General features: G+C 64.9%; 13 protein-coding genes and 1 pseudogene. 6 read left to right on the top strand and 8 right to left on the bottom strand.

Annotation, left to right across the window (positions count from 1 at the left end; all coding sequences use genetic code 11):
- Positions 1 to 21: 21 nt before the first annotated feature.
- Positions 22 to 1,440, top strand: a complete 1,419-nt coding sequence (locus H5J25_RS12325; protein ID WP_404829613.1) for a replicative DNA helicase — start codon at positions 22 to 24, stop codon at positions 1,438 to 1,440.
- Between the two features lie 16 nt (positions 1,441 to 1,456).
- On the top strand, positions 1,457 to 2,836 hold the full coding sequence (locus H5J25_RS12320) for an RNB domain-containing ribonuclease (RefSeq protein ID WP_202091416.1): 1,380 nt from the start codon (positions 1,457 to 1,459) through the stop codon (positions 2,834 to 2,836).
- A 312-nt stretch (positions 2,837 to 3,148) separates the two neighbouring features.
- Here the strand turns inward: H5J25_RS12320 and H5J25_RS12315 are convergent, their stop codons facing one another.
- The 8 genes from H5J25_RS12315 to H5J25_RS12280 all read right to left on the bottom strand — a co-directional run bounded on the left by H5J25_RS12315 (position 3,149) and on the right by H5J25_RS12280 (position 10,737).
- Positions 3,149 to 3,904, bottom strand: a complete 756-nt coding sequence (locus tag H5J25_RS12315; RefSeq protein ID WP_202091414.1) for a phosphoadenylyl-sulfate reductase — start codon at positions 3,902 to 3,904, stop codon at positions 3,149 to 3,151.
- The gene (locus H5J25_RS12310; protein WP_202091412.1) at positions 3,897 to 4,355 is read right to left on the bottom strand and encodes a DUF934 domain-containing protein; all 459 of its coding nucleotides are present in this window, start codon (positions 4,353 to 4,355) and stop codon (positions 3,897 to 3,899) included. Before H5J25_RS12310 ends, H5J25_RS12315 begins: the two co-directional genes overlap by 8 nt.
- The gene (locus H5J25_RS12305; RefSeq protein ID WP_202091410.1) at positions 4,348 to 5,979 is read right to left on the bottom strand and encodes a nitrite/sulfite reductase; all 1,632 of its coding nucleotides are present in this window, start codon (positions 5,977 to 5,979) and stop codon (positions 4,348 to 4,350) included. Before H5J25_RS12305 ends, H5J25_RS12310 begins: the two co-directional genes overlap by 8 nt.
- Positions 5,980 to 6,024: 45 nt before the next feature.
- Complete coding sequence (locus tag H5J25_RS12300) at positions 6,025 to 6,321, bottom strand: DUF2849 domain-containing protein (protein WP_202091408.1); 297 nt, start codon at positions 6,319 to 6,321, stop codon at positions 6,025 to 6,027.
- Positions 6,318 to 7,106, bottom strand: coding sequence for a uroporphyrinogen-III C-methyltransferase (gene cobA, locus H5J25_RS12295; protein ID WP_202091406.1), 789 nt, complete (start codon positions 7,104 to 7,106; stop codon positions 6,318 to 6,320). The genes H5J25_RS12300 and cobA overlap by 4 nt, the downstream gene beginning before the upstream one ends.
- Positions 7,107 to 7,203: 97 nt before the next feature.
- Positions 7,204 to 7,860: a peptidylprolyl isomerase gene (locus tag H5J25_RS12290; protein ID WP_202091404.1), complete on the bottom strand. Its 657-nt coding sequence runs from the start codon at positions 7,858 to 7,860 to the stop codon at positions 7,204 to 7,206.
- Between the two features lie 57 nt (positions 7,861 to 7,917).
- Positions 7,918 to 9,333, bottom strand: a complete 1,416-nt coding sequence (astD, locus tag H5J25_RS12285) for a succinylglutamate-semialdehyde dehydrogenase (RefSeq protein WP_202091402.1) — start codon at positions 9,331 to 9,333, stop codon at positions 7,918 to 7,920.
- A 42-nt stretch (positions 9,334 to 9,375) separates the two neighbouring features.
- Positions 9,376 to 10,737, bottom strand: a complete 1,362-nt coding sequence (locus tag H5J25_RS12280; RefSeq protein ID WP_202091401.1) for a protein adenylyltransferase SelO — start codon at positions 10,735 to 10,737, stop codon at positions 9,376 to 9,378.
- A 37-nt stretch (positions 10,738 to 10,774) separates the two neighbouring features.
- Here H5J25_RS12280 and H5J25_RS12275 point away from each other — a divergent pair.
- The 4 genes and pseudogenes from H5J25_RS12275 (at position 10,775) to H5J25_RS12260 (ending at position 13,891) form a co-directional block, all read left to right on the top strand.
- Positions 10,775 to 11,634, top strand: a pseudogene (locus H5J25_RS12275) (alpha/beta fold hydrolase).
- An 82-nt stretch (positions 11,635 to 11,716) separates the two neighbouring features.
- A complete protein-coding gene (locus H5J25_RS12270; protein WP_202091398.1) occupies positions 11,717 to 12,475 on the top strand; it encodes an SDR family oxidoreductase in 759 nt (252 codons plus the stop codon).
- Between the two features lie 25 nt (positions 12,476 to 12,500).
- On the top strand, positions 12,501 to 13,619 hold the full coding sequence (locus H5J25_RS12265) for a glycoside hydrolase family 130 protein (protein WP_202091396.1): 1,119 nt from the start codon (positions 12,501 to 12,503) through the stop codon (positions 13,617 to 13,619).
- Between the two features lie 92 nt (positions 13,620 to 13,711).
- The gene (locus tag H5J25_RS12260) at positions 13,712 to 13,891 is read left to right on the top strand and encodes a CsbD family protein (RefSeq protein ID WP_202091394.1); all 180 of its coding nucleotides are present in this window, start codon (positions 13,712 to 13,714) and stop codon (positions 13,889 to 13,891) included.
- Positions 13,892 to 13,974 lie beyond the last annotated feature (83 nt).

Here is a 13,974-nt window from a genome sequence, read left to right as displayed (position 1 = left end):
AACGTGGAGGCCGAGGCGGCGATGCTCGGCGCGATGATGATCGACAACCGGCTGGCGGACGATCTGATCGACAAGCTGGAACCGGAGCATTTCTTCGAGCCGTTGCACGGCCGCATCTTCGCCGCGATCAAGACCGCGCGTGCCGCCGACATGCTGGCCACCCCGGTGACGCTGCGCCCGATGTTCGAAAGCGACGCGGGGATGCGCGAGCTGGGCGGGCCGGCCTATCTCGCGCAATTGACCGGCAGCGGCGCGGGCCTGATCGGTGCGCGCCAGTTCGCGCAGCAGATCTACGACCTCGCCATGCTGCGCACGCTGGTGACGGTCGGCCGCGGGCTGGTCGAACGTGCGATGGACACGTCCGAGGAGGTCAATCCGCGTGCTCAGATCGAGGCGGCGGAAGAGGAATTGTTCAAGGTCGCGGCGGATGGCGGCACCGAAAGCGCGGTCAAGACCTTCGCCCAGGCGACGACGATGGCCGTGAAGATGGCGCAGCGTGCGCTCAATTCCGGCGGTCATCTGTCCGGCATCACGACCGGTCTGGACAGCGTCAATTCCAAGATCGGTGGCATGCACAATTCGGATCTTATGATCCTCGCCGGACGTCCGGGCATGGGGAAGACGTCGCTTGCCACCAACATCGCGTTCAACGCGGCGCAGCGCTACATGCGGGATCGGGCGGACGGCATCGAGCACAGCGCGTCGATGGGCGCGAAGGTCGCGTTCTTCAGCCTCGAAATGTCCGCCGACCAGCTCGCGACGCGTATCCTGGCCGAGCAGGCGCGGATCAGTTCCGAGGCGCTGCGCATGGGCAAGATCAGCCGCGCGGAATTCAACCAGCTGGCGGCGGCGGCGGCGGACCTCGAAAATTTGCCCCTGTTCATCGACGACACGGCCGGCCTGACGATCGGCGGCCTGCACACCCGCATGCGTCGTCTGCAGCGGCGGCATAATAACGAGATCGGGCTGGTGATCATCGATTACCTCCAGCTGCTGACCGGGTCGGCCAAGGCGTCGGGCGACGGACGCGTGCAGGAAATCTCCGAGATTTCCCGCGGGTTGAAGACGCTGGCCAAGGACATGAACGTGCCCGTGATGGCACTGTCGCAGCTCAGCCGTCAGGTCGAAAGCCGCGAGGACAAGCGTCCGCAGCTGTCGGATCTGCGTGAATCGGGATCGATCGAGCAGGACGCGGATATCGTGATGTTCGTGTTCCGCGAGGATTATTACGTCGCGGCGAAGGAGCCGAAGCGCCCGACCGAGGGCGACAATGCCAAGACGTTCGAGGATCACGCACAATGGGCGACGGACATGGAGCGCGTCTTCGGTCTGGCCGAACTGATCATCGCCAAGCAGCGTCACGGCGCGACCGGCAAGGTGCTGCTCAAGTTCGAGCCGAGCGTGACGCGCTTCTCCGATCTGGACGTTGCGGGGTATTGATCGCACACCCTTGCACATGAAGACGCTGATCGATCCCGATCTGGCGCTGGCCCCTGGGCTGGCGGCGATCCGTGCGCAATTTTCCGTCCCCACCGGCTTTTCGCCCGAAGTGCTGGCGGCGGCGGAAGCGGCGGCGGCGCGACCGCTGAGCGAACATGCCGATCGCACCGACATGCCGTTCGTCACGCTGGACCCGGCGAGTTCGACCGACCTGGATCAGGCGTTCACGATCGAGCGGAGCGGCAACGACCTGGTGTTGCGCTATGCGATCGCGGATGTCGCGTGGTTCGTCGACGATGGCGGCGCGATCGATATCGAGGCTTGGAAGCGCGGCACGACGCTGTACCTGCCGGACGGCAAGGCCAGCCTGTACCCGCCGGTTCTATCCGAGAAAGCGGCAAGCCTGTTGCCCAAGGGGCCACGCGCCGCGGTGATCTTCACCGTGCGCGTCGGACCGGACGGCACGAGTCTGCTGGACGGCGCCGAACGGGCCGTGATCCGCAACCGGGCTAAACTCGCCTATGACAGCGTACAGGCTGCCGATCTGCCGCCTGATTTCGCCGCATTCTCCGTGCGTATGGCCGAGGCGGAGGCGCGCCGCGGGGCGAGCCGCGTCGATCCGCCGCAACAGGAGGTCGAGGCGGTGGCGGGCGGCGGGTATCGCCTGACGTTCGCACCCCGGCTTGCGTCGGAGGACAGCAACGCCGCCTTGTCGCTGGCCACCAACCTGGCGGTCGCGACGGCCTTGCAGGAGCATCATACGGGACTGTTCCGGGTGATGGCCGGGCCGGACGATCGCGCGGTGGCGCGGCTGCGTCAGATGGCGCGCGGCCTCGGACTGACCTGGCCGGACGCACTGGCGCTTACCGCATTCGAACCGACGCTCGATGCGGCGGACCCGGCGCAGGCGGCGTTCATGGTCGCGCTGCGCCGGGCAGGCAGCGGCGCTTCGTACATGCCGTATCACGAGCGCGTCGTGCCGTGGCACGCGGCGATGGCGGCGACCTATGCGCACGCCACCGCGCCGCTCCGCCGGCTCGCCGATCGCTATGTCGTACAGGCGGCGCTGGCGATCGCCAACGGGCAGGCGGTGCCGGATGTGGTGACGCAGGCGTTCGAGACGCTGCCGCCGGTCATGGCACGCGCGGATGCGATCGGCGGCCGGATCGACCGTGCGGTGATCGACCTTGCCGAGGCGGTGATGCTGCACGGTCGGGAAGGGGAGGTCTTCCCGGCGGTGATCGTCGATGCCGACGACCGCGGCGCGCACATCCAGTTGCGCGACCTTGCTGTATTGGCGAGCGCGAAGGTGACCGGACGACCGGGCGATGTGGTGGACGTGCGGCTGGTGAAGGCGGATGTGGAAGCGCGGACGCTCGGTTTCGAGGCGGCGTAGCGTGCGATGACGTTCAAAGGACCCGTTCGTGCTGAGCCTGTCGAAGCACCTGTCCCGGGCTGCCTGCCCTTCGACAATCTCGGACGAACGGTAGAGGTGGACCGACCTTATGTCATCCTGCTCGAGCGCCCTGGGGCTCGGTTATGCTACTTGCCTGCCCTATACCCCGTTCGTTTCGAGCGAAGTCGAGAAACAGGCCTGGGGGACTGTCCGAAGGGTTTCTCGACTTCGCTCGAAACGAACGGAGGGAAGGGACGGTGCCATATCACGTAGCGCCGGCAGCACCCCACTACCTCAATTGCGCTTTCACCTTCAGAAAACCGGTTCTTCGCCCGGTTTCTCGGCGACGTGGATGCCGCATTCCACCTTGTCCCACCCGCGCCAGCGGCCAGCGCGCGGGTCTTCGCCCGGACGGACCTTCGACGTGCAGGGTGCGCAGCCGATCGAGGGATAGCCCTCCGCTTCCAACGGATGACGCGGCAGCTCGTGGACGGCGAAATAAGTGTTTAGCCGCTCCTTGTCCCAATCCGCGAGCGGGTTGAGCTTCAAACGACCCTCGTCTTCCTCGAAACGCGGCATCAACTGGCGTGTACCGGCCTGGAAGCCCTTGCGCCCCGAAATCCATGCGTCGAACGGCGCGAGCGCACGGCGCAGCGGTTCGACCTTGCGCATCTCGCAGCACCCGTCGGGATCGTAGTTCCAGCGCAGCCCGGTCGTGTCCTTTGCGGCGAGGATACGCGGATCGGGGCGGAACACGCGCAGGTCGGTCAGGCCCAGCCGTTCCGACAGTTCGTCGCGATATTGCAGCGTCTGTCCGAAGATCTTCTGCGTGTTGATGAAGATGACCGGCACGTCCTTGTCGATCTGCGCGACCATGTGCAGCAACACCGCGCTCTCCGCCCCGAACGAGGATACGGCGGCGATCCGGCCGCGCAATTCGCCGGCCAGCAGGTCGGCGAGCATGTCATGCGTCGACACCCCCTCGAACCGCGCATTCATCTCCGCCGCATCGACCTTCGTGAACGGCGTGACGTTGATCTCGTCGAGTACGCGCGCTGCCTCACCCATGACGCTTCTTCCAGATCGGGACGGCGCCGTCGGCGGCGGTCTGATAGTAGTTTTCGTACCGCGACAGGCTGGCCTCGGCCGTCGCGGCGTCGATCTCCGCCTCGGGCGCGAAACTGTCGAAACCGCACCGGCGCATCGGCAGCAACTGATCGACCAGCACGTCGCCCTGCGCGCGCAATTCGCCGGTATAGCCCGCCTCGCGCAGGATCCGCGCGACGGAATAGCCTCGCCCGTCGCGGAAGCTGGGGAAGCTGACCTCGACCAGAGCGATCTGTTCGAGATGCGGGATCAGTGCGCGCGCATCGTCACCCGCCTCGATCCGGACGGCGGTGGCGTTGCTTTGGCCCAGAAAGGACTCGAGCGTCACGGCGGGTTCGTCGTGCGGCGCGTCGTCGCGGAAGCGCAGCTTTACCTCCCGGTCCTGGGAGGAAGCAGACGGAGACTTATCCATAGATCGCCTCCTTGAACGGCGCCATGCCGACGCGGCGATAGGTGTCGATGAAGCGTTCGCCGTCTTCCCGTACCACCAGATACTTGTCCGTCACGCGTTCGATCGCATCGACCACGCCGTCCTCGTCGAAGCCGGGGCCGGTGATCTTGCCGAGGCTGACATCCTCCGCGCCCGATCCGCCGAGCAGCAGCTGGTAATTCTCAGTGCCTTTCTTATCAACGCCAAGAATGCCGATATGTCCTGCATGGTGATGGCCACATGCGTTGATGCACCCGCTGATCTTCAGCTTCAGTTCGCCGATGTCGCGCTGCTTCGCCGGATCCGAATACCGTTCAGTTATCTTCTGCGCGAGCGGGATGGAGCGCGCATTGGCAAGGCTGCAATAATCGAGACCGGGGCAGGCGATGATGTCACTGATCAGGTCCAGATTGGCAGGCGCCAGACCGGCCTCGTCGAGCCGCTGCCAGATCGCGTGCAGGTCGGCGCTTCGCACGTGCGGCAGGACGACGTTCTGCGCATGCGTGATGCGTAACTCGTCGAAGCTGTATCGTTCGGCAAGATCGGCCATCAGGTCGATCTGTGCCGATGTCGCGTCGCCCGGAATGCCGCCGGTGGGCTTCAGGCTGATGTTGACGATCGCATATCCGGCTTGCTTGTGCGGCTTGACGTTCTGGTCGAGCCAGAGCGCGAAATCCGGATCGCTGCGGTCGAGTTCGGTGGGTGCATCCGCCTCGAACGCGGGCGGGGCGAACATCGCGGCGATGCGGTCGAACTCGGCCTTTGGCGGATCGATGCCGAGTGCCTTCACATGCGCGAACTCCTGTTCGACCTGTTCGCGATACGCATCCGCGCCGATCTCGTGGAGCAGGATCTTGATCCGCGCCTTGTAGATATTGTCGCGCCGGCCATAGCGATTGTAGACGCGCAGGCACGCCTCGACGTAGCTGAGCAGATCGTCGGCGGTGACGAAATCCCTGATCTCGTGCGCGATCATCGGCGTACGGCCCATGCCGCCGCCGACGAAGATCTTGCCGCCGAGCACACCGTCGCGCTCGACCAACTGGATGCCAATGTCATGTAGGCGCATCGCCGCGCGATCCTCGCCCGAGGCGATCACGGCGATCTTGAACTTGCGCGGAAGATAGCTGAATTCGGGGTGGAACGTGCTCCACTGACGCAACAATTCGGCCCAGACGCGCGGATCGGCGACCTCGTCCGCGGCGGCACCGGCATATTGATCGGACGAAATATTCCGGATGCAGTTTCCGCTCGTCTGGATCGCGTGCATCTCGACCGTCGCCAGTTCGGCGAGGATGTCCGGCGTATCCTCCAGCTTGATCCAGTTGAATTGCAGGTTCTGGCGAGTCGTGAAGTGGCCGTAATCGCGGTCGTATTTGCGGGCGATATGGGCGAGCATCCGCATCTGGCGGCTGTCGAGCGTGCCGTAGGGGATCGCCACGCGCAGCATGTAGGCGTGCAACTGCAGGTAGAGGCCGTTCATCAGCCGCAGCGGCTTGAACTGATCCTCCGTGATCTGACCGGATAGCCGGCGCTTCACCTGGTCACGGAATTCCTCGACGCGATTGTCGACCATCTGCTGGTCGTATTGATCGTATTTATACATAAAACTCTTTCGATCCCGTCATACGACGACGGATAGGCATGGCGCTCATATAACCCAGCTTCCCGCCTCTGGATCGGCGGGCTTGAGTGTCAGATCGGGGCGCACCGTTGGTCCGAGAGCGCGGATCCGGTCTTTGATATGGGCGGGGCGGGGGCCGTCGGCGGTGATCTTCGCGTCGATCACATATGGTCCGGTGACGTGCTGAACGCTTTCCTCCGCGCGACCGATCGCCTCGCCACGATCGGCGACGTCGCCCGCATCCTCAATATGGCGGGACCAGCCGCTGCCGGTCCACCAGATGACGTCGCCGGTTGGCAGATCGTTTCCGGTCAGCAGCTTCATGCCGCAGCCTCCGCGATACGTGCCCAGCGGGCCAGCTTGTCCTCGGCGTCGCTGAGATCGACAACCTCTCCGACGACGATGATCGCCGGGCTGGCAACCTTCTCGCGCGCGACCATCTGTCCGAGATCGGCGAGCAATGTCTTGATCGCGCGGTGCCCGGCGAGGGTCCCTCGTTCCAGCACGGCGACGGGCATGTCGGGTGCGACGCCGTCCGCCATCAGCTTGTCGGCGATATCGTTCGCGGTCGCGACGCCCATATAGATGACCAACGTCCGGCCCTGTCCGGCGAGACCCGACCAGTCCTGATCGGCCAGTCCCTTGCACTGCCCCGCAACGAAACTGACCGCGCTGCTGTGATCGCGGTGCGTGAGCGGGAGCATCGCCTCCGCTGCGCAGCCGAGTGCGGCCGATACGCCGGGAATCACCTCGACCGGCAGCCCGGCGGCCCGGACGGCCTCGACCTCTTCGCCACCGCGCCCGAAGATGAACGGGTCGCCGCCCTTCAGACGGATGACGATCGCGCCGGTCTTCACATGCGCGACGATCAACGCATTGATCGCTTCCTGCGACAGCGTGTGGCGCGCGCGCTGTTTGGCGACCGATATCCGCTGTGCGGACGGCGGTGCGATGTCGAGTACACGTGGATCGATCAGCCCGTCGTGAACGACGATGTCGGCCTGTTTCAGCGCCTCCACCGCGCGGACGGTGAGAAGGCCGGGATCGCCCGGTCCCGCGCCGACGAGGATGACGCGCCCGCGGGCGGTGGGATCGAGGAGATTTGCCATGTGATTGATCTGGTCGCGGACACGCGGTTTCGCAACGGACGCTTGCTTTGTCAGTGGGTAGCGAATCTTTTTTGGTCGGGCATGTGATGCCCCGAACTCACCGCGACCGGCGCTCCGGCTTCTTGATAAGCCACGGCTTGACCAGCCCAGTCGGCTTTGCCGGACCGTCGAGCCGCTTCGCGCTGAGGATGCGGATCGGCCGGATCAGCATCTGCCCGCCCATCCGTCCGCCGGTCGCGCCATCGTGGATCTTCTTCACGACCGCCAGGCCGCCGATGACGTGGCCGAACGCGGCATAGCCGGGGAACGTGCCCTTCGCGTCGAAACTCGGCAGCGCGCCCAGCGTGATGAAGAAGTTTCCACCGGCCGAATTCGGTTCCGTACGACGCGCCATCGATATCGTACCATCGGTATGGCGAACGCCCGTCTGGTCGGTCCGCTCATGCTTGAACGGAGGAAGGATGCGGCGGGCGTCTGTGCGGATGCCGCCCTGGATGAAGCCGTATTGGGTCGCGTTCTTCGTCTTCGCCGATCGATAGATCACCGCGCCGTCGAAGCGCCCGTCATCGACATAGGCGAGAAAGTTCTTGGTCGTTTCCGGCGCGCGGCGAGTTTCCAGCGCGAGCGTGATCGGGCCCTGATCGGTGACGATCTGCACCCGCACGAGACCCGCCGGGGGGCGGGACGGCTTCTTCTGTGCGATGGCTGGCGTTGCGAGGGAGAGAGCGGCGAGGACGAGGAGTGTTGAGCGCATGCCATCGAGCTAAGGTGTCGCGCGCCGGATCGCAACTTGCACCTGACGGACGCTCGGTCAGCCGTCGCGCAGACCGATGCCGATCGTGGCGCGTGCTTGGTCCGCTTCGTTGCTGACGACTGGATAGGCGCAGTAATCCGCCGCATAATAGGCGCTCGGCCTGTGATTGCCGGACCAGCCGATCCCGCCGAACGGTGCGCCGGACGAGGCACCGTTGGTCGGTTTGTTCCAGTTGACGATCCCCGCCCGCGCATTCGCCCAGAAGCGGTCGTACAATTCCGGATTCTGGCTCAGCAACGACGCGGACAGGCCATACCGGGTGTTGTTCGCCTCCGCGATCGCATCGTCGAACGTCTCGGCACGGATAACCTGCAGCACCGGGCCGAACAGTTCGATATCCGGACGATCCCTGATATCGGTCGTGTCGATCAGGCCGGGCGTCAGGAACGGGCGTTCCGTGATCGGCCGCTCGGGATGGCGGATCGGCCGACCGCCGCGCATCATCAATTCTAGGAAGCTTTCCGTCAGCATGTCGGCGGAATCGTTGTCGATCACGCAGCCCATGAACGGGGCGGGCGTTGCGTGCGGTTCGTCGACGATCAGCTTGCCGCACAGTTTGACGACCTGCTCGACGACCTGATCGTAGACGCGCGTATCGACAATCAGCCGGCGCGCGGCGGTGCAGCGTTGCCCGGCGGTCGTAAACGCGCTTTGCACGATCAACGCCGCGGTCGAGTGGACGTCGGGCGATTCCCAGACGATGATCGGATTGTTGCCGCCCATCTCCAGCGCCAGAATCTTCTCCGGCTTCGTCGCGAATGCGCGGTTCAGCGCGGTGCCGGTCGATGCCGACCCGGTGAACAGCAGCCCATCGATCCCGTCATGCGCGGCCAGCGCCTTGCCCTCCGCCGGACCGCCGATGACGACGCGGACGCACCCCTCCGGTATACCTGCCGCGTGAAAGCATTCGACCAGAAACGCGCCGGTCGCCGGCGTCTTTTCGGACGGCTTGAACACCACCGCATTACCGGCGAGCAGCGCCGGCACGATGTGCCCGTTCGGCAGGTGCGCCGGGAAGTTGTATGGACCCAGCACCGCCAGCACGCCGTGCGGCTTGTGGCGCAGCGCCATGCGGCTGCCCATCGGAGAATCCAGCCGGCGTTGTGACGTCCGTTCGGCATAGGCCTTTACCGAGATGTCGACCTTGGCGATCACCGTCTCGACTTCGGTCCGCGCTTCCCACAGGGGCTTGCCGGTTTCGCGCGCGATCAGATCGGCGAAGGGTTCAAGCCGGGCGCGCACGACGTTGCCGAAACGGCGCAACGCCTCGATCCGGTTCGTCAGCGGCTGCGCGGCCCAACCGGCCCAGCTTGCACGTGCGGCTGCCACTTCGGCATCGACATCGCCGACCGCCCCGCGCCACAAAAGCGCACCGGTCGCGGGTTCATAGGACAGGAGTTCGGAGGCGGACATGTCGGGTGTTTGCCTTAGATTTCAGGACTGGTCTACAGCGGTTCAGGGCAGCGCTTCGCCCATGCCTCGTATGCGCGCGACCTTGGCGTAGAGCGGCGCCCAGTCGTCGCGTTCGTCGATCGCCGACCAGATCGCCTCGACCTCGTCGATCAGCATCGAACAGGGCTCGCCCGTCCAATAGTCGCTGCGCACCTTGCGCGGCGTATAGGTGTCGAGCATCGCACGCGCGGCGACGAAGGCGGGGCCGTAGCTGTCCGGAATGCCAATTGCGAAACAATCGTGGAAGAAGCGGTCGACCTGCACCCCCGTTTCACGCAGCGCGGGTTCGATCGCTTGGATCAGCGCGAGGTCCTCGGCCGGGTTCTTGGGTGAGAACCCCAGCCGCCACAGGATCGCGGACGAGACGGCGGGCTGGTAATAGTCGGCAAAGGTTTCCAGCACGTCGATTAAAGGTTGCGCCTCGCTGACGGTGCGTAATGATACCGCAAGCTGCATCGCGTCCCAGTGGATCGCCTCCGGTTGCCGCCCGAAGGCGTACAGGCCCTGATGGTCGAAATAGGCCGCGGTGAAGGCCGGGTCCCATGTCGGGTTGAAACGCCACGGCCCGTAATCGAAGCTCTCGCCCGTGACATTGATATTGTCGCTGTTCAGCACGCCGTGGACGAACCCTGCTGCCATGTAGCTGGCGGCCAACCTTGCGGTACGTTGCACCACATGGGCGAGCAGGCGCTGCGGCGCATCGTCGCCTGCCTCTTCGCCGTAATAGGTGCGCAAGACATAGGCGATCAGCCGGGTCATGTCCGCGTCGTCGCGCAGATAGGCAAGCCGCTGGAACGTCCCGATCCGGATATGACCGTGGCTCAGGCGGACCATGACGGCCGAGCGTGTGGGGGAGGGTTCGTCGCCGCGCGTCAACGCCTCGCCCGTTTCGACCAGCGAGAAGGTCCGCGAGGTTTCGACCCCCAATGCCTCCAGCATTTCGGTCGCGAGGATTTCGCGCACACCGCCTTTCAACGTGAGGCGACCGTCGCCCGACCGGCTCCACGGCGTCGGGCCGGTGCCCTTGGTGCCGAGATCCATCAGCCGATCGCGCCCGTCGCGCATCTGCGCGAACAGGAATCCGCGACCGTCGCCGATATCGGGATTGTACACGCGGAACTGATGCCCGTGATAGCGCAGCGCCAGCGGGCGTTCGAGATTGTCCGGCAGCGGTTCGAACCGCCCGAAATGCCGTATCCATTCCGCGTCGTTCAGCGCGTCCAGCCCGACCTGCGCGGCGGCGCGGTCGTTGCGATAGCGCAGTATCGTTTGTGGAAAATCCGCCGCGGCGACGGGATCGTAGAACGCGTCGCCGAGTTCGAGAATGCGCGGGTCGGGTCGATATGCTTGCGGGGAGGGGGCCATGCGGCAATATGGTGGCTCCCAACCGCAGGACGCAAGCATGGCCGCCTATGAGAATAAATATTGGTGGTCCCGCGACGAGGTGCGGTTGCATTACCGCGATTATCCCGGCCCCGCCGACAAGCCGCCGATCCTGTGCATTCCCGGGCTGACGCGCAACGCGCGGGACTTTGCCGATGTTGCGGAAAGGCTTGCGAGGGATTGGCGCGTCATCGCGATCGACCTGCGCGGGCGGGGCGAGAGCGGCTATGCCAAGGATCCGATGAGCTACGTACCGCTCACCTATGTGCAGGATGTCGAGGCGTTGCTCGGCGAACTCGGCGTCGTGTCCTATGTCGCGTTCGGCACGTCGCTCGGCGGGATCGTGACGATGCTGCTTGCCGGCACCGCGCGCGAACGGCTGGCGGGTGTGTTGCTCAACGATGTCGGGCCGGAGATCGAGACGGCGGGGCTCAGCCGCATCCGCAGCTATGTCGGCAAATCGAACACCTGGCCGACCTGGATGCACGCAGCGCGTGCGGTCGCGGAGGCGAATGGCGACGTCTATCCGGGCTATGACATCGAGGATTGGCTGGCGATGGCGAAGCGGCTGTACCGGTTGAACTCTGCAGGACGCATCGTGCTGGATTACGACATGAAGATCGCGGAGCCGTTCCGCGTGCCCGGGAACGAGGCGGGGCCGGACATGTGGCGTGCGCTGGACTCACTCTCGGGTATTCCCACCCTGCTGATCAGGGGGAGCGGTCGGATGTCCTGGGTGCGAAGATCGCGGGGAAGATGATAGAGAAGCTGCCGGGTGCGGAACTCGTTACCGTCGCGGGCACCGGACATACGCCGACGCTCAGTGAGCCGGAGGTGCAGGCCGCGATCGACCGTCTGCTGGTGCGGGTGAGCAACTGAACTCTTCTTACGCCAAGTCCCTGTCGCGGCAGTGGAACCTCTTTCCGGCGCAGGCGTCTGCTCTGCTCAGCAGGAGACGCATATGACGCAAGCAGCCGACGCCCATACCGAGATGCCAAGCCTGAAGGGCAAGCGCGCGATCATCACCGGCGGGACGACCGGCATCGGCCGCGCGATCGCGGTGTTGCTCGCGTCAGAGGGCGTGAACGTCTTCATCTGCGGCCGCGACCCGGATCATCTGGCTGACGCGCTCGCGCGGATCCGCGAGGTCGGCGAAGGCGACGGCATGACGATCGATCTGGCCGAGCCGGATGCGAGCAAGGCGTTCGTCGATGCGGGCGTCCGTGCGCTGGGCGGGCTGGACATTGCGGTGGTCAACGCCGCGATCGCAGCCAAGGGCCTGAGCGAGATGAGCGAGGAGGAACTGCGCTATGCCATCGCCACCGACTTCACCGCCTATCTGCTGACGGCGCATGCGGCCGCGACGGCGCTGGTCGATCGCGGCGACATCGTGCTGATCGGATCGATGAGCGCGCATGTGCTCGGACCGCATTCGACCGTCTATGCCGGTATCAAATACGGCATCCAGGGCTTTACCGAGGCGCTGCGCCGCGAACTCGGGCCGAAGGGCATCCGGGTGGCGAATGTCGAACCGGGCAAGACCGGATCGGACATGCAGGAACCCGACATCTCGCCGGAAGAGCAGCGCGAGGCGATCGGCAAGGACGAGATGCTGCGTGCAGAGGACATTGCAGTCGGCGTGCATTATCTGCTCACCCAACCGCGACGCGCGGTGGTGCAGCAATTGACGATCACGCCGCGCGCCGAAGCCGCCGAGTAATCGCGACAAAACGGACGGAAACCCCATGACCTTCGCTTTCGACCAGCTCGTCTTCACCCCCGCCGACGTCGACCTTTCCCGGTCGCCATTGGCGGGGAAGCTGGGGGCGGAGACTTACATACTCGGCGCGTTCAACCCGGGCATGACGCGGCTGCCGAACGGCAATCTGCTGTTGATGGTGCGCGTGGCCGAGGCGTTGAAGCATCCGGTGCACGACCATCACATCCATGCGATCCGCTGGTCCGAAGATGGCGGCTACACGCTCGACCCGTGGCCGCTGGAACATGTCGATACCAAAGATCCGCGCAAGTTCATGATGCGGAGCGCGGGGTGGAAGGTGATGGCGCTGACGTCGCTGTCCTGGCTGCTGCCCGTCGAACTGTCCGCCGACGGTCGTTCGGTGGTGACGGTGCATTACGACAAGGCGATCGAACCGCGCCGCGATTATCAATGTTACGGTGTCGAGGATGCGCGGATCAGCAAGGTCGGCGATCGCTATCTGATGACGACTTGCTCCGTCAGCCCCGAACGGCATTCGACGACGCTCTACACGTCCGACGACGCGATGGATTGGACGCTGGAGGGGATCGTGCTGGATCACCAGAACAAGGACATGCTGATCTTCGAGGGCAAGATCGCAGACAAGTATTTCGCCCAGACCCGTCCGCTCGGCGACCTGTACTTCGCCTATCCGCCGGGCAGCGAATGGCGCGCGGGGCCGTCGATCAATCTGGCGAGTTCGCCCGACGCGTTGCACTGGAAGCCCTATGACAGGCCCGGCATCCGGCCGCATGCCGCGACGATGGCGACCGCGCGCATGGGTGGCGGGGCACCGCCCGTCCTGACCGACGAAGGCTGGTTGACGCTGTGGCACGGCGTCGAGCCTTACGGGGTCGTCGGCATCTATCGCACCTATTGGTCGATTCTGGACCGCAACGATCCAAGCGTGGTCGTCAAGACGAGCCATCAGGCGGTCCTCGAACCCGCGCCCGAACTGACCGATCCGATCCGCGACCAGATGTATCTCGACAACGTCGTCTTCACGACCGGCATCGCCGATGCCGGGGACCATTGGGTCGTCGCCAGTGGGGAGGCCGATCTCGCCTGCCGGGTCACCTGGGTCGACAAGTCGGCGCTGATTTAAATCAGGGAATTTGGTCCGGTTCGGAACCCATTTTCCTATCCCGGGTTATTCCAGCCAGACGACCATGAGGCGGTCGCCACAGGAGATTTCAGATGGGTGAGTTCACCGATAAGCTCGACGCAGCAGGCAACAAGATCGCAGGCAAGGCGAAGGAATTGTACGGCGACGCGACCGACAACACCGAGCTGGAAGCCGAAGGCAAGGCGCAGCAGCTGAAGGGCAGCGCGCAGGACGTCAAGGGCGACGTCAAGGGCAAGCTGAACGACCTCTAAGGTCTTTCCTACCCACAAGAACGAGCCGCCGCGGAGCCTCTCCGCGGCGGCTTTTTCATGTCCCCGCAATCCGCGCATGACCG

This window comes from Sphingomonas aliaeris, from assembly GCF_016743815.1.
Classification (GTDB): domain Bacteria; phylum Pseudomonadota; class Alphaproteobacteria; order Sphingomonadales; family Sphingomonadaceae; genus Sphingomonas; species Sphingomonas aliaeris.
This window is presented reverse-complemented; position numbering and strand designations above follow the sequence as displayed.